The organism is Pseudonocardia abyssalis (assembly GCF_019263705.2).
Classification (GTDB): domain Bacteria; phylum Actinomycetota; class Actinomycetes; order Mycobacteriales; family Pseudonocardiaceae; genus Pseudonocardia; species Pseudonocardia abyssalis.
Genome location: NZ_JADQDK010000001.1, coordinates 551,753 through 571,159, shown reverse-complemented (window position 1 = coordinate 571,159; position 19,407 = coordinate 551,753). Strand labels below are relative to the sequence as shown.

The 19,407-nt window shown below is 71.2% G+C and carries 23 protein-coding genes; 4 read left to right on the top strand and 19 right to left on the bottom strand.

What is annotated here, in order from left to right:
* Positions 1 to 84 precede the first annotated feature (84 nt).
* The 3 genes from asnB to I4I81_RS02740 all read left to right on the top strand — a co-directional run bounded on the left by asnB (position 85) and on the right by I4I81_RS02740 (position 3,640).
* Positions 85 to 2,013, top strand: coding sequence for an asparagine synthase (glutamine-hydrolyzing) (gene asnB / locus I4I81_RS02750; protein WP_218602043.1), 1,929 nt, complete (start codon positions 85 to 87; stop codon positions 2,011 to 2,013).
* A 134-nt stretch (positions 2,014 to 2,147) separates the two neighbouring features.
* Positions 2,148 to 2,666, top strand: coding sequence for a GNAT family N-acetyltransferase (locus tag I4I81_RS02745; protein WP_218602042.1), 519 nt, complete (start codon positions 2,148 to 2,150; stop codon positions 2,664 to 2,666).
* Positions 2,663 to 3,640: a hypothetical protein gene (locus I4I81_RS02740; RefSeq protein ID WP_218602041.1), complete on the top strand. Its 978-nt coding sequence runs from the start codon at positions 2,663 to 2,665 to the stop codon at positions 3,638 to 3,640. Before I4I81_RS02745 ends, I4I81_RS02740 begins: the two co-directional genes overlap by 4 nt.
* A gap of 72 nt (positions 3,641 to 3,712) precedes the next feature.
* Here I4I81_RS02740 and I4I81_RS02735 read toward each other — a convergent pair whose 3' ends face one another.
* Positions 3,713 to 4,825, bottom strand: coding sequence for a 7TM domain-containing protein (locus I4I81_RS02735; RefSeq protein WP_225924888.1), 1,113 nt, complete (start codon positions 4,823 to 4,825; stop codon positions 3,713 to 3,715).
* 144 nt (positions 4,826 to 4,969) lie between these two features.
* On the opposite strand from I4I81_RS02735, the gene I4I81_RS02730 reads away from it, so the two are divergent.
* Complete coding sequence (locus tag I4I81_RS02730) at positions 4,970 to 5,182, top strand: hypothetical protein (protein ID WP_218602039.1); 213 nt, start codon at positions 4,970 to 4,972, stop codon at positions 5,180 to 5,182.
* On the opposite strand, the gene I4I81_RS02725 is transcribed toward I4I81_RS02730, so the two are convergent.
* The 18 genes from I4I81_RS02725 to I4I81_RS02640 form a co-directional block, all read right to left on the bottom strand.
* A complete protein-coding gene (locus I4I81_RS02725) occupies positions 5,131 to 5,652 on the bottom strand; it encodes a hypothetical protein (protein ID WP_218602038.1) in 522 nt (173 codons plus the stop codon). The genes I4I81_RS02730 and I4I81_RS02725 overlap by 52 nt on opposite strands.
* A 412-nt stretch (positions 5,653 to 6,064) precedes the next feature.
* Positions 6,065 to 6,631, bottom strand: coding sequence for a hypothetical protein (locus I4I81_RS02720; RefSeq protein ID WP_218602037.1), 567 nt, complete (start codon positions 6,629 to 6,631; stop codon positions 6,065 to 6,067).
* Positions 6,632 to 6,683: 52 nt separating this feature from the next.
* Entirely contained in the window at positions 6,684 to 7,253 is a 570-nt protein-coding gene (locus tag I4I81_RS02715; RefSeq protein ID WP_218602036.1) for a hypothetical protein, read from the bottom strand.
* Positions 7,250 to 8,089: a sugar-transfer associated ATP-grasp domain-containing protein gene (locus I4I81_RS02710; RefSeq protein WP_226363707.1), complete on the bottom strand. Its 840-nt coding sequence runs from the start codon at positions 8,087 to 8,089 to the stop codon at positions 7,250 to 7,252. The genes I4I81_RS02715 and I4I81_RS02710 overlap by 4 nt, the downstream gene beginning before the upstream one ends.
* 83 nt (positions 8,090 to 8,172) lie before the next feature.
* Complete coding sequence (locus I4I81_RS02705) at positions 8,173 to 9,414, bottom strand: 7TM domain-containing protein (protein WP_218615780.1); 1,242 nt, start codon at positions 9,412 to 9,414, stop codon at positions 8,173 to 8,175.
* A 156-nt stretch (positions 9,415 to 9,570) separates the two neighbouring features.
* Positions 9,571 to 10,326 (bottom strand): MSCRAMM family adhesin SdrC, encoded by a 756-nt coding sequence (locus tag I4I81_RS02700; RefSeq protein ID WP_218604818.1) that lies wholly within the window; start codon positions 10,324 to 10,326, stop codon positions 9,571 to 9,573.
* A 67-nt stretch (positions 10,327 to 10,393) separates the two neighbouring features.
* Positions 10,394 to 11,059, bottom strand: coding sequence for a response regulator transcription factor (locus I4I81_RS02695; protein WP_218604819.1), 666 nt, complete (start codon positions 11,057 to 11,059; stop codon positions 10,394 to 10,396).
* Entirely contained in the window at positions 11,056 to 12,468 is a 1,413-nt protein-coding gene (locus I4I81_RS02690) for a sensor histidine kinase (RefSeq protein WP_218604820.1), read from the bottom strand. The genes I4I81_RS02695 and I4I81_RS02690 overlap by 4 nt, the downstream gene beginning before the upstream one ends.
* A gap of 240 nt (positions 12,469 to 12,708) precedes the next feature.
* Positions 12,709 to 13,023, bottom strand: coding sequence for a DUF202 domain-containing protein (locus I4I81_RS02685; RefSeq protein ID WP_218604821.1), 315 nt, complete (start codon positions 13,021 to 13,023; stop codon positions 12,709 to 12,711).
* Position 13,024: 1 nt separating this feature from the next.
* The gene (locus I4I81_RS02680) at positions 13,025 to 13,396 is read right to left on the bottom strand and encodes a YidH family protein (protein WP_226363706.1); all 372 of its coding nucleotides are present in this window, start codon (positions 13,394 to 13,396) and stop codon (positions 13,025 to 13,027) included.
* An 82-nt stretch (positions 13,397 to 13,478) separates the two neighbouring features.
* On the bottom strand, positions 13,479 to 14,534 hold the full coding sequence (locus tag I4I81_RS02675; RefSeq protein ID WP_218604822.1) for a hemolysin family protein: 1,056 nt from the start codon (positions 14,532 to 14,534) through the stop codon (positions 13,479 to 13,481).
* Positions 14,527 to 15,852, bottom strand: coding sequence for a hemolysin family protein (locus tag I4I81_RS02670; protein WP_226363705.1), 1,326 nt, complete (start codon positions 15,850 to 15,852; stop codon positions 14,527 to 14,529). The genes I4I81_RS02675 and I4I81_RS02670 overlap by 8 nt, the downstream gene beginning before the upstream one ends.
* Before the next feature lie 79 nt (positions 15,853 to 15,931).
* Positions 15,932 to 16,570, bottom strand: a complete 639-nt coding sequence (locus I4I81_RS02665) for a DedA family protein (protein ID WP_226363704.1) — start codon at positions 16,568 to 16,570, stop codon at positions 15,932 to 15,934.
* 93 nt (positions 16,571 to 16,663) lie between these two features.
* Positions 16,664 to 17,512: a TerC family protein gene (locus I4I81_RS02660; RefSeq protein WP_218615779.1), complete on the bottom strand. Its 849-nt coding sequence runs from the start codon at positions 17,510 to 17,512 to the stop codon at positions 16,664 to 16,666.
* Positions 17,513 to 17,599: 87 nt separating this feature from the next.
* Positions 17,600 to 18,010 carry a hypothetical protein gene (locus I4I81_RS02655; protein WP_218603310.1) on the bottom strand — a complete coding sequence of 137 codons (411 nt, stop codon included), beginning with the start codon at positions 18,008 to 18,010 and terminating at the stop codon, positions 17,600 to 17,602.
* A 319-nt stretch (positions 18,011 to 18,329) separates the two neighbouring features.
* Positions 18,330 to 18,497, bottom strand: a complete 168-nt coding sequence (locus I4I81_RS02650; RefSeq protein ID WP_218603309.1) for an LPXTG cell wall anchor domain-containing protein — start codon at positions 18,495 to 18,497, stop codon at positions 18,330 to 18,332.
* An 18-nt stretch (positions 18,498 to 18,515) separates the two neighbouring features.
* A complete protein-coding gene (locus I4I81_RS02645; protein ID WP_218603308.1) occupies positions 18,516 to 18,797 on the bottom strand; it encodes a GlsB/YeaQ/YmgE family stress response membrane protein in 282 nt (93 codons plus the stop codon).
* A gap of 145 nt (positions 18,798 to 18,942) precedes the next feature.
* Complete coding sequence (locus I4I81_RS02640; protein ID WP_218603307.1) at positions 18,943 to 19,119, bottom strand: CsbD family protein; 177 nt, start codon at positions 19,117 to 19,119, stop codon at positions 18,943 to 18,945.
* Positions 19,120 to 19,407: the final 288 nt, after the last annotated feature.

Genomic DNA, 19,407 nt, shown 5'->3' with positions numbered 1-19,407 from the left:
CCAGGAGATCCCTGTGCGCCCACCATCGCTCCGCTGCCCCTTCGCCGCATCACCCCGAGACCTCGACGGAGAGGTGAGCGCAGCATGTGCGGACTGCTGACCTTCCTCGCGCCCGCCGGTGGTGCGGCCGACCGACTCGAAGCCGTTCGGGAGGCTTTGCCGTGCATGGCCCACCGCGGTCCCGATGAGAACGGCACCTGGCACGACGACGACGTCGTGTCCGGATTCCACCGCCTCGCCGTGATCGACGTGACCGGGTCGCACCAGCCGATGCTCTGGGGGCCGCCCGACGATCCCGACCGGTACTCGATCGTCTTCAACGGCGAGATCTACAACTACATCGAGCTGCGCGACACGCTGGCGACCGAGCACGGGGCCGTCTTCGTCACCGACGGCGACACCGAGGTGCTCGTCACGGCCCTGCACCACTGGGGACGGGAAGCGCTTCCACGGTTGCGGGGGATGTTCGCCTTCGCGATGTGGGACCGGCACGAGCGGACGCTCACCGCCGCCCGCGACGCCTTCGGCATCAAGCCGCTGTACTGGGCGGCCGGGCCCGGCGGCATCGCTCTGGCCAGCGAGAAGAAGTCTCTGCTCGCGCTGGCTCCCACCCTCGGTCTCACCGGCGACGATCTCGCGCTGGACCCGGCCGCCACGCAGGACTACCTGGTCCTGCAGTACGCGCCCGAACCCGCCTCGTTGCACCGGGTGGTCCGGCGGATCGAGTCCGGCTCGCTGCTGACCGTGCACCCCGGCGGGACGCCCAGCCACGACCGCTGGTTCACCCCCGTCCTCCACAACCGGGGTGGGGCAGGCCCGGCGATACACCGTCGGATCGCCGACGCCCTGCGCGACTCCGTCGCGATACACATGCGCTCTGACGTCCCGGTCGGGGCGTTCCTCTCCGGCGGGATCGACTCCACGGCGATCGTCGCGCTCGCGCGGGAGCACCACCCCGGTATCACCGCCTTCACCGCAGGGTTCGAGCAACCGGGCTACTCGGAGGTCGACGTCGCCGCGGAGACCGCCGACCTGCTCGGTGTGCGACACGTGGTGCGGACGGTCTCGGCCGCGGAGGTGATGGACGCGCTGCCGTCGATCGTCTGGTACCTCGACGACCCGGTCGCCGACCCCGCGCTGGTACCGCTGTGGTTCATCGCGCGGGAGGCCCGTCGCGAGGTGACCGTCGTGCTGTCCGGTGAGGGGGCCGACGAGTTGTTCGGCGGCTACCGCGTCTATCGCGAACCGAATTCCCTGAAGGGCTTCGAGTACCTGCCGGGGTCGGTTCGGGCGGCGCTGGGCCGGGTCTCGAGACTGTTGCCCGACGGCCTGCGGGGCAAGGACCTGCTGCGCCGCGGAGCGTTGCCAATGGAACAGCGCTACTACGGCAACGCCCGCACGTTCCAGCCCCATCAGCTGGCGGCGGTGTGGCGGGGGCACGATCCCACACGCGACCACACCGACGTCACCGCGGAGCACTACCGGCACTCGGCCGGGTGGGACCCGGTTGCCCGCATGCAGCACCTGGACCTGTTCACCTGGCTGCGCGGCGACATCCTGGTCAAGGCCGACAAGATGACCATGGCGCATTCGCTGGAGCTGCGGGTCCCGTTCCTGGACCGCGACGTCTTCGAGGTGGCCCGCGGTCTGCCGACCAGCGAGAAGATCGTCGGCGATGTGACGAAGCACGGGCTGCGCCGGGCCCTGCGCGACATCGTCCCGCCGCACGTCCTGCACCGCCGCAAGCTCGGCTTCCCCGTCCCCGCCCGGCTCTGGCTGCGCGGGGAGATGTACCCGTGGGCACGCGACATCCTGCGCACGTCCGGCGCGGGACACCTCGTCGACCTGCCCGCTGTCCAACGGATGCTGGACGAGCACAGGGGTGGAACCGTCGACCACAGCCGCCGCCTGTGGACCCTGCTGGTCTTCCTCATCTGGCACGGCATCTTCGTCGAGCACCGCATCCGGCCCGAGACGACGCTGGCGGCGATCACGGCGCGGGGGCCGCAGTGAACCGGGCGGTACGCGTGCGAGATGCGACGGTCGCGGACCTGGAACGGACGGCGCTGCTGCACGTGACCGAGTTGCCGGTGGGGTTGTTCCCCCGCCTGGGACCGCGCTTTGTCCGACGCTGGCACCAGGGCGTGGTGCGGAGTCAGCACGGAGTGGTGCTGGTCTGCGAGCGCATCGACCGCGACGGGACCACCGTCGTGGGCTTCCTCCTTGGCGCCACCCACCGGACCGCACTGGTGCGAGACCTGCTGACACGTGACCGGACCGCCCTGGTCGGGTGCGCTGCGCTCGCGTTGGCCGGTCGCCCCAGGACGCTGCTGCTCTTCGCCCGCACCCGGCTCAGGCGGTACACGCGCCGACTCCGCACCCCGGCGGCCGTCGGCGGGCCGGAAGGTCGCGTCGCCGATCTGAGTGCGATCGCGGTCGACCTGTCCGCCCGCGACCAGGGCGCGGGAGCCGCACTCGTCCGCGGATTCCTCGCGCGGTGCGCCGTGACCGGGGTCCGGACCGCCGAGCTCGTCACCGAGATCGGAGGACCTGCCGAATCCTTCTACCGGGGCCTCGGCTGGTCGCCGCTCGAGGACGTGCGGACCCGTGACGGCCGATGGGTACGACGCTTCGGCACGACGCTCCCCGTGGAGGCGAGAACGTGATCCAGGTGCCGTCCACGGGAATGGGCCGCGGGTTGCTGGCGGTGCTGCTCATCGCCGGTTGCCTGCTCGCGTTCGTTGTCGGCGTGCGCGGGAGCGGGCAGGCCCCGACAACGGCCGCTGCACCGTCCGCACCGCCGGCGACCACAGCCCCGGCGACCCCCGACACGGGCTGGCGTCCGTCCGGACAGGAGGAGCAGGCGGAGATCAAACAGGTCGCCAGCGGGTTCGTCGAGCGGGTGGGCAGCTGGAGCGCCGGGGAGTCACGGGATCCGGCAGCGCGCGTGGTCGCGGCGGGCTACCCAGCCGATCTTGCCGTACTCGCAGGTCCGCTACTGGACGTGGACACGCCCGCCGCGGTGACGACCGTGCGCTATCCGCAGCTGGGCGGTCTCACCGAACGGTCAGCGAGCGTGATCGTGGCCGCGCGACAACAGCTGGGGACGACGACCCGCGAGGTCACCGTCGACATTCGCGCCGTCCGCGACGACGCCGGATGGCGGGTGTCCGGATCGATCGATCCTGCACGTCCCGATGTCGTGCCCGCCCGGCCGGACGGGCCGACGCCCGTCGGACAGGCCGTGCTCGACACCCCGGGTGTCGAGCTGCACGGCCCGGCGCGGAGGGACATCGAGGAACGACGGGTCTCCGACGGGATCCTCACCGTGGTCGCCGCACTGGCCGACTCCTATGAATTGGAGATCCAGGTGGCGGTGACCGGACACCCCGGAACCGTCTTTCCACGCAGCCGTGTCTCCAACCACGCGGTCGGCCGCGCCGTCGACATCCGCGCCATCGACGGTAGACCGGTGGTCGACATTCCACGGGACGATCCGGTGCTGGCGGAGGTGATGGCCGTAGCCGCCCGCACCGGAGCAACCGAGGTCGGTGGACCTATCGCAATTCCGGGTCCCGCATTCTTCACCGATCAGGTACATCAAGATCATCTACACCTGGGCATAAGCGCGGGGCGGTGACGTCACATCGCAATAGCCGTAGCTCGTCGCCGCCGTGGCCTGTTTCCGCTCCCGCCTGGTGGCTGATATCGGTCAGCGGCCGCTGTAGGAATAGTCGCGGGCTCCGCCGTCGGTGCCGTCGGCCGACCGATTGACGGTGATGGTGCCGTCTATGCCGCGACGGTCGAGGCCGTCGAGGTCGCCGTCCAGACCCCAGCGGACGTCCTGCTGCCCGGCGGCGGTGGCGGTGTTGTCGTACACGCGTGCGTGGTACTCGACGTCGCCGGGTCGATCTCCCACTCCGACAATGCCGAGGTCCTGGGACAGGCGGGCGAACTGCGGGCCGGCGCCGTCGGGGTCCGGGCAGGCGCTGATGTGGCCGACGCCGGTGGCCGCACCGATGTCGGGGTTGATGTAGGAGACCGTGCGGAAGTCGTCGCTGCCGTATCCCCTGCCGTAGCCGCCGTCGTGGGATGCCTGGGCGGTGCCGGCGCCGAGCAGGCCGAGGACCGAGACCGCGGCGCCGCGGAATACCGCCGCGGTCTTCCCGAGCGTGCACGGGGCGTCACCCGGGGAGAACGTGCCCAGTGTGCGCAGCCCGACCACGGCGCGCAGCAGCACCACGAGCAGTGCCGCGACCGGGATCAGCGCCAGCACCTGCACGGCGTCGAGGGCGGTGCTGGAGGTGAGCAGCGCTCCCAGTGCGGGTGCGTCACGCTCGGCTCCGGGAGTGGTCAGCAACCGCATCCCCGGGCGGACGAGAAGGCCGCCCAACTCGGATCGGCCGATCATCAGCGCAGGCTCGTCCGGCTCCCGGTCGACGGCGACCAGGCGGGTGCTCTGCGGCTGGCCGGCGAGCTGCACCGTGGCTGGCACGCGGTCGCGGATCTGTACCCCGTAGGCCGAGGTCACGGTGACCCGGTCGGATTCGGTGCGCGGCAGGCCGAGTTCGTCGGCCAGCACGGTGTCGATCGACGATCCGGCCACCCCGGTGCTGATCTGCGCGAGCACTACCGTCGCGGACCCGTCCGGGCCGGTGACCCGCACGATCTCCTCCTCCCCGATCTCGGCCCGGTGACCCGCGGTGTCGAGGCCGCCCGGGAGCAGCAAGATGATCAACACGGTTGCCGCGAGAGCGGCCACGGCCAGCACCGCGGTGACCGCGGCGGGCAGGGGACGAAAGTTCCTGGGGCGGGGGGTCGACATCAGCACGGCGCCGACGTTAGGCACGTCTCATGAGGGCGGGATGCGGTTCCGATGAACGACCCTTCACCCGTACGGGGACGCAGATGATCGAGGCTTCATCTTGTGCGCACCGTCATTTCATCAACGGAGACCACGGTGGACACCATGAACCGGTACCCACGTCCGACGACGTCCCACCCGCCCGTGCGCCGGACGCTGCGGTCCCGGCTGGCCCTGCCCCTGGCCGTGCTGGCCGTGCCCGTCGCGACGGCCCTGGGCGGTGCGCTGCTGGCCGCCGGTCCGCCAGCAGTCACACCCCTGTCGGATCAGACCGTGCAGCTCGGCTGCGCCGGCGACGGCGCCTGCGCCCAGCCCTGACCCCCGAGCGCCGATCCGGGCGCCCAGCCCGCGCGGCCCCGTCCGGATCCCTGGGCGGGGCCGCTGCACACAGGTTGGCTGTCAGTCGCTCTCACCGTCCTCCCCCTCGCCTCTCGTACCGGCGGCGACGACCGCACGGTCAGATCGGCGCGGCCAAGTCCGTCCGCGACGAGCGTCGCGGTGTCCCGCAGCACCTGCTGCACGCACCCCCGACCCAGTGTGTCCAGCGCGTGCGGATACCACGACTCGGCGTCGATCTTCTCGACCGAGACACGGGCGCAGGGGTTGAGCTCGAGGACCACCTCGCACTCTCCGAGCAGCGGGTCGCGGTCGTCGCCCTCCTCCTGCGCGAGCGAGGGCAGCGCGGCGGCCACGGCGGGCAGCGCAATCACAGAGCCGAGCATCGGGATGCGCCGGCCGGCTCGGCGGGTCAGGACGCAGGCGCTGCCGATGCCTGCCGCGTCGCACACCAGGAGCCGGGTGCGCCGTACCAGTGCGGCGGCGGCCCGGACCCGACCAGTTCGGGATCGCGGTCACTGTCCCGGATGAGCATGGCCCGGACCACGATGCAGTCCTGATCGGCCTCCCGTCCCCGGAAGCGGCGGACGAGATCCCCTCGGTCGCGGCCTCGGGCGGTGCCGTCAACACGGTGGCCGCGGCACGGCACCCGGCCGACCTCGAACGCCTGCTGCAGCTCACCGACGAGTTGCTCGCCATCGGGCAACTCGCCGCGAGCTGCTGCTCGGCCTGTACTTCGACGAATCACAGCGCCGTGGTCACGAGCCGCTTCGACCGCCCGGTGGGCAGTATCAGGCCGACCAGGCTCGATGCTTGGCCCGGCTGCGCCAGATGCTCGGCGACCCCGGCCGGAGCGCGGTGCGGTCACAGGTTCAGGCATTGCCCCTGCTTCTGCTTCGCGACGTTGCCGCCGCCGGCGGGCGGCGGAAAGTTGTCCTGACACTGCAGGCCGTTGCCGACGACGTTGCCGGTGATCACCAGGCCGCCGGTGTTCTTGTTGGCCTGCACGCTGCCGACGATGTCGTTGCCGGTCAGCTCGACCTGGCCGAGGTTTTCCTCCAGCGCGACGTCGCCGGTGATCGTGGTCGCAGAGATGAACACCGGCCCGCCCTTGCGGAGCTGGATGCTGTTACCCAGCTGCGAGTCGCGCACGTCGACGCGGGCCGGGCTCTCCCCCTGGATGCTGCCATTGGTCTCGATGCCGGTGGCCACGAGGGTGGCCCGGGACTTGACGACGATCGACCCGAGCACCGTGGTCCCGTCGAGGGTGCAGGTGGAGTCGTCGGGGACCAGCAGGTTGCCGGCGACGGTGACCGCGCCGAGCGTGCCGCGGCACTCCAGGTCGGCGGCATGGGCTGCGGGAGCGAGACCGACGGCGAGGGGCAGGGCGATCGCGGTGACGGCTGCGGTGCGCAGTGTACGGGTGAACATTGTTCCTCCATGGGTGATTCGAGTGGCGGGTAGGGGTCGGGGGTCCACGGAATCAGTCGCCCTCCTCGTCGTCACGGGACTCGTCTTCGCCGTCCCGGTCGGTGTCGGAGTCCCGGTCCGTGTCGGAATCCGCCGGTTCCTGGTCGGTGTCGTCGGCGTCGGCGCTGTCGGACTCCCGCGCCCCTTCGGAGTCGGCGCCGCTCGATCGGCCGTCGTCGGACTCGCCGGTGCCGCCGTCGCTGGACTCGCCACGGTCGGGGTCACCGCCGCCGGAGTCACCGTCATCGGAGTCACCGAGGGTGTCGCGTCGGTCGGTCGCGTCGTCGGGAGGCGGCTTGTCGGACACGGACCGGTCGGCGTCGTCCGCGAGGGACCGCTCGTCCTCGTCGACGTCTGTGGTGGGGTCGTCCGGGACCCCGACGTCCGGGACGAGGCTGCTCAGCTCGGCTTGTTCCTGCGGGTCGAGCACCACCTCGCGGGTGGCGGTCGGTTCCAGCTCGAGCGTCCGGTCGGATCCGGGTTCACCGAACCAGAGCGCACCTCCGAGGACCGCGCCGGCGCCGGTCGCGACGGCCCAGCGCCCGATCAGCCACGGCCACCCGTTCTCCGGTTGCCAGGTCATGCCGCCACGTCCGGCGGGAGGATGTCGAGCAGCCCGCGCCCGGTCACGTTCTGGATCTGCAGGCCGGGCCGGGCGTTGACCTCCAGCAACATCGGTCCGCGGTCGGCGTCGACGACGACGTCGGCGCCGAGGTAGCGCAGGCCGGTCGCGGCGGAGCAGCGGCGGGCCGCGTCGATCACCGTCTCCCAGTGCGGGACCCGGCGCCCGGTCAGCCGGTTGCCGGTGTCGGGGTGGGTGTCGATCGAGTCCCCGCCCATCCAGGCTCGCTCGACGGTCCCGGTCGCCAGGTCCACGGACGCGCCGATGGCCTTCTGGTGCAGGTTCGCGCGCCCGCCGCTGGCCGAGGTGGGCAGCCGCAGCATCGCGGTGAGAGGTTGGTCGTCCACGCAGATGACCCGGATGTCGGGCAGCCCGCGGAACGACATGTCGTCCAGCACGGGGTGCGCGCGGATCAGCGGTTCGACGAAAGCGACGTCGTCACCGCGGGGCGAGTACTCGCCGTCGAGGATGCAGCGGACGTGCTCGCGCACGTCGCCGACGGTGATCGGGCGGCCCGAGGCGGATTCCCACCCGTCACCGGCCGGGTTGCGCCGGGCGGCCAGCAGGATCCCCGAACCTCCCAGGCTCTGGCTCGGTTTGAGAGCGAACGAGTCCGGCAGTGCGGCCCAGTCCGTGCGGGCGAGCATGCACCGGGAGTCGATGACCAGCAGGGTGTCGGCGACCGGCACGTCGTGCGCGGTCAGGACCCGCTTGGTGGCCACCTTGTCGTTCACCAGGCGGACGGCCTGGGGTGGGTTCGCACGGGCGATCAGCTGGTTGCGGGCGTTGAGGCCCATGATGCGATCCCAACGGCGTACACGCTGCGGGCGAGCCGCGCGGCCGGGCAGGGACGGGGTGCTGCGCAGGGGGGTCAGGATGCTCATCGCTTCGTCATCTCTCGGGTCGTGGCGGGGCCGCCGGCCGTGGGGATGTCCGGCGGGCCGGTGGGCAGGTCGTTGCGGGTGGGGGTGGCCAGCCGCACGGTGGCGTCGCCGGTCCCCCCCGGGATCTCGTCGGACTGACCCCGGCCGAACCGGAGCAGCTCGCTGAGCCGCAGGCCTCGGTAGGTGCCGGCGAGCCCGGCCCACACCGCGCAGGCGATCGCGAGGGTGAGCGGGGCGACGGTCGCGAGGTCCCGCACGACCGGGGCGAGCATGAGTGCGGTCACGAGCAGCGCGACCACGGTGGTGGCGGCGGCGTCGCGGGCCGCGTCGCGCCACCCGTCGAGGTCCCAGGTCTCCCAGAGCCGCTCGACCATCACGGCCGTGACGACGACGGGAAGCGCGGTGCCCCAGATCGCTCCGGTGCCGCCGCCGGCGAACTGGGTGATGGCGACGAGCACCACCGACACGACCCCGACGAGCACCGCGAGCCGGGCCACCCGGGGCAGCCGGAACCGTCGCAGCAGGGGCTGCACGACGAACCCGGCGGCGACGATGACCACCGTCAGGCCCACCCCGGCGACGAGGCCGGCCTGGGTGTAGCCGATCGCGAGCAACACCGGTGAGAATGTGCCGAGGGTCTGCACGCCGACGAACACCCGCAGCAAAACCACCACGAGAACCGCGAGCGGTAGCAGCGCGAGCAGCTGCAGCGGGCCCAGCGCGGGGGTCTGCGAGAGCAGGGTGGCCAGCGTCGAGGGGGCCCGGTCGGCGCCGGGGGTGGTCAGCAACTGCTGACCCACCTGCACCTGCAGGCCGGTGAGCTCGGAGCGGCCCAGCAGGACCGGATTGGACCGCTCGCTGCGGTCGGTCACCGAGAACCGGACGCTCTTGGGCTGCCCGGCGATCTGCAGAGCGCCGTCCACGATCGGCCGCTCCTCGCGGCCCAGCGACGACGCCACGGTGATCGTCTCAGCGTCCTCGAGGTCGAAGCCGAGGTCCTCGGCGATGCCGGTGTCGATCGACGACGCGGACGCCCCGGTGTCGATGCGGGCGACCGCTTCGACGGTGCGCCCGTTCGGGCCGGTGATGCGGACCAGCTCCTGCTCGCCGATCGTCGCACCTGCGCCTGATGTCGACTCACGGTCCGGGGTGAGCAGGACGCTGAGCCCCAGCACCAGCAGAGCACCGACGGCAAGCAGGACCTGGATGGCAGCGGGGGTGCGGGCGATTCGGTTCACAACGACGAGCTTGCGGGCCACACATGAAGCGGAGCCCCGGCTTCGATGAAGGCCTCCTCATGATGGGCCATGGGGCAGGAGGCGACGCTCGCCCGAGCCCGAACACGGCGACGCCCGGCCGGTGTCCCCGGCCGGGCGTCGCTTCACGTCTGCTCGTCAGTCCTGTTCGGACTCCGCGCCGTCCTCACCGTCACCCTCCGAACCGCCGTCCGAGGCTGCATCGCTCTGCGGCTGCTCGCTGCCCTCGGAGTCGCCCTCGCCTCTGGTCTCAGCGGCAGCGCCCTCACCCGCGCCCTCACCAGAATCACCGGCATCACCGTCGGACTCACCGCCATCACTCTCGGCGGCTGCATCACCCTCGAATCCACCTTCGCCCTCAGACCCGCCGGCATCACCTTCGGACCCGTCAGAGCTCGTGCCCCCATCCGAGTCCGCACCCTCCCCCGGGTCCGCATCGGTGCCGGTGTCTGCACCGGAACCCGGGTCCTCCTCGAAGGCGCCGGGCCCGCCTGCACCGACGTCCTCGGTCGCGCCGTCCTCCTCGCCCGCAGCACCCGGCACCACCGGATCACCACCACCGGCTCCGGCGGCGGGTTCGGCTCCCGACCCACCCGCCGCCTCCGACCCGGGCGACGGGGCCGTGAACGGAGACATGCCCGGGGTGAAGGTCAGCTCCGCGGGCGCTACCGCGCCCACCGCCGCCGGCACACCGGTGAGCAGCTCAGCCAGCTCCAGGACCGTTCCGCCGCCGCCGATCGTGGCGGTGTCGTCGGCCGGCTGGACCACGGCGGCCCCGGCGTCGAACCAGCCGTCGGCAAGGCCCCAGGTCGCCGCGCCTGCAACGAGCGGGAGAGCCAGGACGGTCGCCAGGACACCGCGTTGTCGTCTGATCGTGCTCTTCACCGGTTCCACGACCTCCATGGTGACCGCCCACCCGCAAGCGCACGTGAGAACCTGATGAAGGTTCCTTCATGGTCGCTCATCCGCACCGGTACCCCATCCTGCGGACCGTCGTGATCTTCTCGGCGCCGATCTTGCGGCGCAGCTGGCGGATGTAGACGTCGACGACGTTGGAGCCCGGGTCGAAGTCGAAGCCCCACACGTGGTCGAGCATCTGCTCCCGCGACAGCACTTGTCCGGGGTGGCGTAGCAGCAACTCCAGCAGGGCGAACTCCCGCGCGCTCAGGTCGACCGTGCGGCGGTCGTCGGTCTGGGCCCGGCGGGTCCGCAGGTCGAGGGAGAGCCCGTCGACGCTGAGCAGCGTGGGCTCGGCGACGCTACCGGGCGCGCTTCGCAGCCGCAGCCGGACCCGGGCCAACAGCTCCTCGAAGCGGAACGGCTTGGTCATGTAGTCGTCGGCGCCGCCCTCCAGACCGGCCACGGTGTCGCGCACCCCGTCGCGTGCGGTGAGGATCACCACCGGCATCGCGATCCGGGCCTCGCGCAGCTCACGCAGTACCGCGTATCCGTCGCGGCCGGGCAGTCCGATGTCGAGGACCATCAGCTGGTACTGCCCGGACATCGCGTGGTCGAGCGCGGCGTGGCCGTCGGCGACCACGCTGGTGAGGAAGCCGTTGGCGCGCAGGCCCTTGTCGACGAACCGCGCGATGCGATCCTCGTCCTCGGCGATCAGGATGCGGTTCACGCCGTGTCGTCCTCTCTGTGCTCGATGCGTTCGTGGTGACCCGCGGGCTGGGGCAGGTGCAGGGAGAACCGCGCACCGTGGCGATACGTCGTCTGCAGCTCGACGTGCCCGCCGTGCCCCTCGGCGATGGCTGTGACGATCGTGAGGCCGAGCCCGGCGCCGGTGTGGTTCGCCCGGGCCCCGCCGGCGGAGCCGCGCGAGAAGCGTTGGAAGATGGCCTCGGCGTCCTCGGGGCGTACCCCGTCGCCGGTGTCGGCGACCCAGAACGACGCCTCCGCCGCCGTCACCGCCGACCCGAAGCGGATGACGTCCCCGGCCCGGGTGTGGCCGACGGCGTTGTGCGCGAGCTGGATGACCGCCTGGGTCACCCGTTGCCCGTCGAGGAGACCCTCGCCCTCGGCGATCGACTCCAGCTCCCAGCGCCGGTCCCCGAGCGCGCCCAGCTTGGCGTAGATGTCGCTGGTCAGGTCGACCAGGCCCACCTCCCCGGCGACGACGAAGTCGGGACGTTCAGCCTTCGCCAGCAGCAGCAGGTCCTCGACGATCCGGCCCATCCGGTCGAGCTCGTCGGTGCACAGCCGCACCACCTCGGCGCGCTCGGCCGGGTCGTCGTCCCCGACGAACTCCAGGTTCCCGCGGATGATCGTGATCGGGGTGCGCAGCTCGTGGCTGGCGTCGTCGAGGAACTGACGCTGCGCGCCGAATGCATGCTCCAACCGGTCCAGCATGCCGTTGAACTGCTCGGACAGGGCCGCGATGTCGTCGCGGCCCTCCACAGCGATCCGCTCGGTGAGGTCGTCGTGGCTGATTCGGGCCGCGGCGCGGCGCACCAGGTTCACCGGCTCCAGGATCTGCCCGGACACCACCCACGACGCGATGGCCGCCACCACCAGCCCGATCGCGCTGACCAGCACCAGCGTGCGGATCGTCTCGTCGATCTCGCGGATCTCGCGGTCGATCGCATACGCGACGACGAAGGTGCCGTCGGCGTTGCCCACGTCGTCGACGACCGGCACCTTGACCCAGCGCAGCCGGCCGTCCCGGGTGGGCAGGATGTCGGTCGACGCGGGGTTGGCCACGATCTGCTGCCACCGGCTGGCACGCTCGGCCAACGCGATCGCCTCCCGGCCCCGCTGCGGCACGATCGCGCCCTCGGCGGTGATGCCCAGCACGATCTCGTCGTCGTCGAGGAACTGCCGGGAGATGTGCCGCTCCAGCAGCTCGGTGCCGTTCTCGTAACGCGCACCGGTCTCCTGGTCCACCCCGGCCGCGGCGAACTGCTTGAACTCCTCGGCCTCCTGGTTCAACGCGTCAGTGGCGTCGCTCTCCGCCTCGGCGACAAGCAGATTACGGGTGACGACGACGACGGTCACCAGCGCGACCAGCAGCAACAGCACCAGCCACGCCATGATCCGTAGACGAGCCGGGACGACCAGCCTGCGGCGCCCGGTTGCGGCGCGGCGGGGAATCTCGCCTGCGGACCGCAGGTCACGAGTGGAGACATGCGTCGGAGCCGGCGGGTCGACCTCAACCGGCCGACCGGCCCGCACTCGCTCCTCGTAGACCACAGTCCCTGCATCCTGCCCGTGCGACGGGTCCCGAGGCCCGCTGGATGAACGATTCCTCATCTACGGCCGCGGGCGATCCCCTCACCGAGCGGCCGGGAGAAGCATCGTCGTCACCGCCAGTACCCCGACGAGCACGACGACCGCGGTCACCGTCGCCACCACGGCCGGCACCGCTACCGCACGGCCGGTCATGGACGCCGCACGGAGCCTGCGCATCCGCGACGGTGCCACCACCGCGGAACACAGCACCCCACTCACCAGCAGCATCACCCCGGCCACCGCGCCCGGCCCACCCGGCGCAGCGTGCAGGACCAGCGCCCCTGCGCCGAGCGCGGTCCATCCGGTGCGCTGCCAGGCGAGCGCGGTGCGCTCCCCCGCGGCTGCCGCCACCACCACGTCAGCGACCGATCAGCAACAGCACGAGCACCCCGGCGCCCACCACGACAATCCCGCCGGCGAGCAACCGCACCGTGGTGCCGCCGACCGCGATCGGGAGGTCCTGGCGGATGGCGCGCTCCGCGCGGTCCCATCGCGCGTAGCTCCGGACCGCGACCACCACGGCCAGCACCACCAGCAGCACCGCCAGGCCGTCGCGCAGCAGCGCGGGAGTCAGGTCCGGCACCAGGCTGGCCAGCGCCACCCCGCCCGCGATCAGTGCCAGCGCGGTGCGGATCCAGGCCAGGAACGTGCGCTCGTTGGCCAGCGAGAACCGGTAGTCCGGGTCATGACCGACTTCCCGCAACGGGGGCCGGCGACGCGGCAGGGCCACTCAGCCCACCCGACCAGCACAGCAGCGAACGTGGGTCCCTCGGCCTGCGTCGTCCATGACGACCATCATCGCCGTCGCTCGTTCACGTGCTGCGCTGGGACGCGACAGGTGTGGCGGCCCCGTCGCTGATGTTCCCGACCAGCCGTTCCAGCACATCCTCCAGTGCGACCACCCCGGCGAGCCCGCCCTTCGGCGCCGGAACGGCGGCCAGGTGCGCACCGGTATCGCGCATAGCGGCCAGTGCGTCGCGCAGGGAGTCGTCCGGGGCGAGCGTCGGCCACGGGCGCGCGAGCTCCCCGGCCGTGCGGGTGTCGCCGTGCCGGTGTGCCAGGGCGTCCTTGACGTGCAGGTAGCCCACCGGGTCGCCGTTCGCGTTGACCACCGGGAACCGGGAGAATCCACTGCGCGCGGTGGCATGCTGGACCTGCTCCCCGGTGGCTGCGGAGTCGATCACTACGAGCTCGTCGCGGGGCAGCAGCACGGAGTCCACGGTCAGCTCGTCGAACGCCAGCGCCCCGGTGAGCAGCTCCTGCTCGTCGTCGTCGAGCAGGCCCTCCTGCCGCGACTCGGCGATCAGCCCGCCTACCTCGTCGGAGGTGAAGGTGGTGGCGACCTCGTCTCGGGGGGTCACCTTCATCAGCCGCAACACCCCGTTCGACACCGCGTTCAACGAGAAGATCACCGGCTTGAGGATCATCGTGACCAGCGCCAGGGGTGGTGCCAGGACGAGCGCGGCCCGCTCCGGACCGGCGATCGCGATGTTCTTGGGCACCATCTCGCCCAGCACCATGTGCAGGAACACCACGATCGCCAGCGCGATCGCGAACGAGACCGGGTAGACCAGCGGCTCCGGCAGCCCGACCGCGGCGAACGGCACCTCCAACAAGTGCGCGACGGCCGGCTCACCCACCGCACCCAACCCCAGCGAGCACGCGGTGATGCCCAGCTGGGCGCACGCCATGTTCAGCGACACGTTCTCCATCGCCCGCAGCGTGGTCCGCGCAGCACGCGAGCCCTGCTCGGCGCGCGGCTCGATCTGCGTGCGCCGCGCGGAGATCAGCGCGAACTCCGCGCCGACGAAGAACGCGTTGCCGGCGAGCAGCAGCAGCCCCAGCAGAACTCCGCCCCAGTCACCCATCGGTCGGCTCCCGTTCCTCGACGCGCATCTCGACGCGGTCGACCCGCCAGCCGTCCATCTGCTCGACGCGCAGGTGCACCCGCTGGTGGTCGACCTCCTCGGTCACCGCGTCCCCTGCCCGCGGAACCCGCCCGAGCCGGTCGACGACCAGCCCGCCGAGGCTGTCGAAGTCCTCACCATCGGGCAGTCCAACACCGGTAACCTCGGCGACCTCGTCGGGCCGTAGCAGGCCCGACAGGGACCAACCACCGTCGGTACGGCGGGCCCGGTCCCCGCCGGGGTCGTGCTCGTCGGCGATGTCCCCGACGATCTCCTCGATCAGGTCCTCCAGCGTCACCACCCCCGCGGTGCCGCCGTACTCGTCGACGACCACCGCCATCTGCAGGCCCTGGCCGCGCAGCTGCCGCAGCAGCGGATCGAGCTCCTGGCTGCCTGGTACCGGCAGCGGGTCCACCATCAGCTCCCCTACGGTGCGGCGGTCCCGCTCCGGCTCGGGCACGCCCAGGGCGTGCTTGACGTGCACGATCCCGACCACGCTGTCGACCCCGCCGCGCAGCACCGGGAACCGCGAGTAGCCGGTGCGGTCCACCGCGTCGAGCACGGCGTCAGCGGAGTCGGTGGTGGACAGGAACGTCACCTGGAACCGCGGCGACATCACGTCGGCGGCGGTGCGGTCACCGAAGGCGAGCGAGCGGGTGACCAGCTCCGCGGTCGGCCCGGCCAGCACCCCCTGCTGCGCGGAGCGGCGCACCAGCGACCCCAGCTCCTGCGGGGAGCGGGCCGAGCGCAGCTCCTCCTGCGGCTCGATGCCCAGCAGCCGCACGACCCGGTTGGCGGCACCGTTGAGCAACCGCAGCAGTGGACCGGCGGCCCGGGAGAAGCCGCGCTGGGCCCCGGCCACGGCCTTCGCCACCGGCAGCGGCCTCGCGATCGCCAGGTTCTTGGGCACCAGCTCCCCGAACACCATCTGCACGAACGTCGCCAGCACCAACGCCAGCCCGATCGCGAGGGCGGCCGAGGTGGCCTCGGGCAGACCCCATGCGGTCAGAACCGGGCCGAGCAGGGCGGCGACCGATGGCTCGGCGAGGAACCCGACGATCAGGCTGGTCACGGTGATGCCCAGCTGCGCACCCGAGAGCTGGGTGGACAGCGACCGCAGCGCGGCCAGCACACCCTCCGCACCGCGGTCTCCGTCCTTGGCGGCACGTTCCACGGTGGACCGGTCGACGGTCACCAGGCTGAACTCCGCGGCGACGAACAGCGCGTTGGCGGCCACCAGCGCGACCGCGACGGCCAGCAGCACCCACTCGATCAACACGGTCGGCCTCGCAGCGGTTCGAGATGGTCCACGGACTCATGGAATCGGACATCAGGGACTTTCGCTTGCTGTGAGTGCATCAATTCGCGTCCCTGTGAGCCGTCGTCGAGGTCCCGGTAGCTCGGCGCGAGGAAGCGCGTCGTAGGACGAGTACACCCACCGCGACGAGGACGAGCCCGACGACGACGCTGCTGGCCACGCCGGTCCATTCCTCCAGGACGGTCCAGTTCTCGCCCAGGTACCAGCCCAGACCGATGAGTAGGGCGTTCCAAATGCCGCTGCCGATGGTGGTCAGCAGCAAGAACCGGCACACCGGCATACCGGCGACACCGGCCGGGACGGAGATGACGCTGCGGACGAACGGGATACAGCGGCCCAGCAGCACCATCTTCCCGCCGTGCCGGTCGAACAGGTCCCGGCCGCGTTCGAGATCGCGCCGGCTCGCGATGACGAACCAGCGCCGCCCGGCGAGGTCGTGGAGCCGGTCGTAGCCCAACCACACCCCGAGGTAGTACACGACCAGCGAACCGGCCACCGCGCCCGCGGTCGCGGCGGGCCAGACCAACACCGGATCGATCGCCCCGGTCCGGGCCCGGAACCCGGCCAGCGGGAGCACCACCTCCGACGGGATCGGTGGGAAGAAGTTGTCCAGGAAGATCAGGAGGCCGACCCCGGCGGCGCCCAGGGTGTCGAACAGGCCGAGCACCCACTCCGTCACCGGTGCCGCTCCCCGTGGAGGCGCAAGCTCGGTCGTAGCGGGTGCGGCAGGATTCCTTCCTGTCAGGTCCGCTCGGCGGCTGGCGGGGTGTCGTCATGTGGGTGGATGGTGGCCCTGCGGATCACGGTCCGGGGCGGGAGCGGGGGTGGTTTGCGGCCCGCTCTTGACGTAGGCCGGGCGCAGGTGGACCGGCTCGACCGGCTCCGCCGAGGTCTCGGTCCGGCGGGCTCGGCGTCGGGCAGCCACGGTCTGGTAGCGCAGGTTGAGGACCTCGACCAGGATCGCGAACGCGATCGGGCCGTAGACGTAGCCCTTGGGCAGGCCGGCGTCGAAGCCTTCGGCGACCAGGCTGGCCCCGATCAGCAGCAGGAACGCCAGCGCCAGCATCTTCACCGTGGGGTGGCGGTTGACGAAGTCGCTGATGAACCCGGCCGATACCAGCATGATCCCGATGGCGATCATCACCGCGGCGACCATGATGTACAGCTCGTCGACCATCCCGACCGCGGTGATCACCGAGTCCAGCGAGAACACCACGTCGAGCACCACGATCTGACCCAGGACCGCGGCGAACGATGCCTGCCCGGCCCCGGGACCATGCCCGTCAGAGCCTTCGAGCCGGTCATGGATCTCGTACGTGCTCTTGCCGAGCAGGAACAGCCCGCCCAGGATCAGGATCAGGTCCCGGCCGGAGATCTCCTGGCCCAGAATGGTGAACAGGGGCGCGGTCAGCCCGATCAGCCACGACAGCGAGAACAGCAGCAGGATCCGGGTGACCAGCGCGAGCAGTAGCCCAATGGTCCGGGCCCGCTTCTGCTGATGGGCGGGGAGCTTGCCGGCCAGGATCGAGATGAACACGACGTTGTCGATCCCGAGCACGATCTCCAGCAACAGCAGGCTGGCGAACGCGATCCACAGCTCGGGGTTGCTCAGCAGTTCCACCAGACCTCCTGGTCAACGGGACAGAAACCAGCGGCGCACGCAGGTCTCGGTCGACGAGCCGGCACCCGTCGCGGCGAGCACAGCACGTCAGATACCGAGATCCCCGCCGACGTCGTCGAACCCGCCATCCCCCATACCCGCATCGCCGAATTCCGCACCGGCCGGATCGTCCCCGCCGGTCATCTCGCCGTCGCCTCCCATATCGCCACCGGAGTCCTCGCCCTCACCCGCGCCGTCACCACTGGCGTCCTGGCTCGGGTCGTCGAGGAACGCGCCGGCGATCGAGGTGCCGATGAACGCCCCGGCGACACTCGCCAGCAGGGAACCCGCCAGCATCCCACCCATGCCCATGCCCGCACCCCGGTTGGCGCCCAGGGTGCGTTCCATCGTTCCGGGCTCGCGCATCTCCGCGCGGGTGGCCGTGCGGGCCAGTGACTGCGGATCATCGGCGGTGTCCCGCTCGGGCTCCGGGGTCGAGGCGCTCAGCTCGGTGAGCACCTGGCGGCGCTGCTCGGGGGTCAGTCAGCTTGGCGAAGGCCTCGGCGTGGGCCTGTTCCACGGTCTCCGGGGGCGCGGTGCGCAGCATGTAGCGATATCGCTCCACCGCGACCTCATCCCGGTCGAGGCCCGCGCCCCGCTGATCCGGCGCCCGCGGCCCCGTCGCGGGGGAAACGTGCCCACCCGGATCGGCGGTGCGCCCGTGGGCGTCGCGGCCATCGTCACGCTGACGTGCGGGGTCTGTTCCGAAGATCTTGTCGAGCAAGCCCACGAGAGGCCACTCCCTTCCGGTCGTCGAGACGGGTGAAGTCGAGGTCGCTCAGCGCACTGACCGCGGCCCGGACCGTCGCTTGAGGTAGAGGTAGCCGCCGGTGGCCAAGAACAGCACAGCACCGAGGACGGTGAGCCAGAACAGCCCTTCGATGATCGCGCCGATGACAGCCACGACCAGCCAGATGACGAGTAGTACAGCGAGGAACGCAATCATGATCAGCTCTCTTCGGGGTCAGTGGCGGATGCCGCGGCGGCGGCGTCCGTAGAGGCCGGAGACGAGGGCGACCCCGACGGCGGCGATGGCGATCTGCAGGACGATCTCGATCCAGTCGATGCCGGGGGTGACCGCGACGCCGAGATTCTGGGCCAACAAGGTGCCCAGGACCGCGCCCAGCGCACCGACGACGATGGTCAGCCAGATCGGGATGGGCTGCTTGCCTGGCAGGACCAGACGCGCCAGCGCGCCGATGATCAAGCCGACGACGAGCGCAGTGAAAATGCCGGTAACGGTCACGTGTCACTCCTTCGTTGTAGGAGGCCCATACCTCCCAAGAGCAGCGGATGAACAAGGCAAGCCCCCGCGCGGATCGGGTCCAACGCGGGGGCTCGCGCGAAGCGGCGGCACCGCCGAGGTCGAGGACACCGCGAGTCAGGAGAACTCAGGGCTTCCTGACGGCGTCCTTGACGTGCTCGCCGGCCTGCTTGACGTTGGCCTTGCCCTGGTCGGCCTGACCGTCGCGCTTGAGGTCCTTGTCGTCAGTGGCCTCGCCGGCGGCCACCTTGCCCTTGCCCAGGGTCTCCTCGACCTTGTTCTTGGCCTTGTCCACGAAACTCATCTGCATCCCCTCACTGTCGCCTCGGCCGAAGCCGAGCGGCTGCCGGGATCGGTGCCGGCCGGTACCGGAACCTCAACCGACTAGGTAAAGAACTATTTACCTAGACCGGACCCTTTCAAACATCGCTCCAGCGTTCCACGATCGGTGCAGTGTTGTGGGCCGCCCGGCCGCGGCGTACGACCACGTCGGCGGTCGCCCCAGTACGAGCTCACCACCTCTGCCACCGGGGCCATCGTCGGTCGGCGGCACAGGCGGCGGCGATGCGCAGCGCGGACGCCGAGGCGGCTC

Excerpts from the sequence above, each read along its gene's own strand:
- I4I81_RS02735 (WP_225924888.1), bottom strand. The coding sequence starts at position 4,825 with ATGTCGACCCCCCGCCCCAGGAACTTTCGTCCCCTGCCCGCCGCGGTC.
- I4I81_RS02690 (WP_218604820.1), bottom strand. The coding sequence starts at position 12,468 with ATGGCGTGGCTGGTGCTGTTGCTGCTGGTCGCGCTGGTGACCGTCGTC.
- I4I81_RS02640 (WP_218603307.1), bottom strand. The coding sequence starts at position 19,119 with ATGAGTTTCGTGGACAAGGCCAAGAACAAGGTCGAGGAGACCCTGGGC.
- I4I81_RS02710 (WP_226363707.1), bottom strand. The coding sequence starts at position 8,089 with ATGGGCCTCAACGCCCGCAACCAGCTGATCGCCCGTGCGAACCCACCC.
- I4I81_RS02715 (WP_218602036.1), bottom strand. The coding sequence starts at position 7,253 with ATGACCTGGCAACCGGAGAACGGGTGGCCGTGGCTGATCGGGCGCTGG.
- I4I81_RS02730 (WP_218602039.1), top strand. The coding sequence starts at position 4,970 with ATGAACCGGTACCCACGTCCGACGACGTCCCACCCGCCCGTGCGCCGG.
- I4I81_RS02675 (WP_218604822.1), bottom strand. The coding sequence starts at position 14,534 with ATGGGTGACTGGGGCGGAGTTCTGCTGGGGCTGCTGCTGCTCGCCGGC.
- asnB (WP_218602043.1), top strand. The coding sequence starts at position 85 with ATGTGCGGACTGCTGACCTTCCTCGCGCCCGCCGGTGGTGCGGCCGAC.
- I4I81_RS02720 (WP_218602037.1), bottom strand. The coding sequence starts at position 6,631 with ATGTTCACCCGTACACTGCGCACCGCAGCCGTCACCGCGATCGCCCTG.
- I4I81_RS02650 (WP_218603309.1), bottom strand. The coding sequence starts at position 18,497 with ATGATTGCGTTCCTCGCTGTACTACTCGTCATCTGGCTGGTCGTGGCT.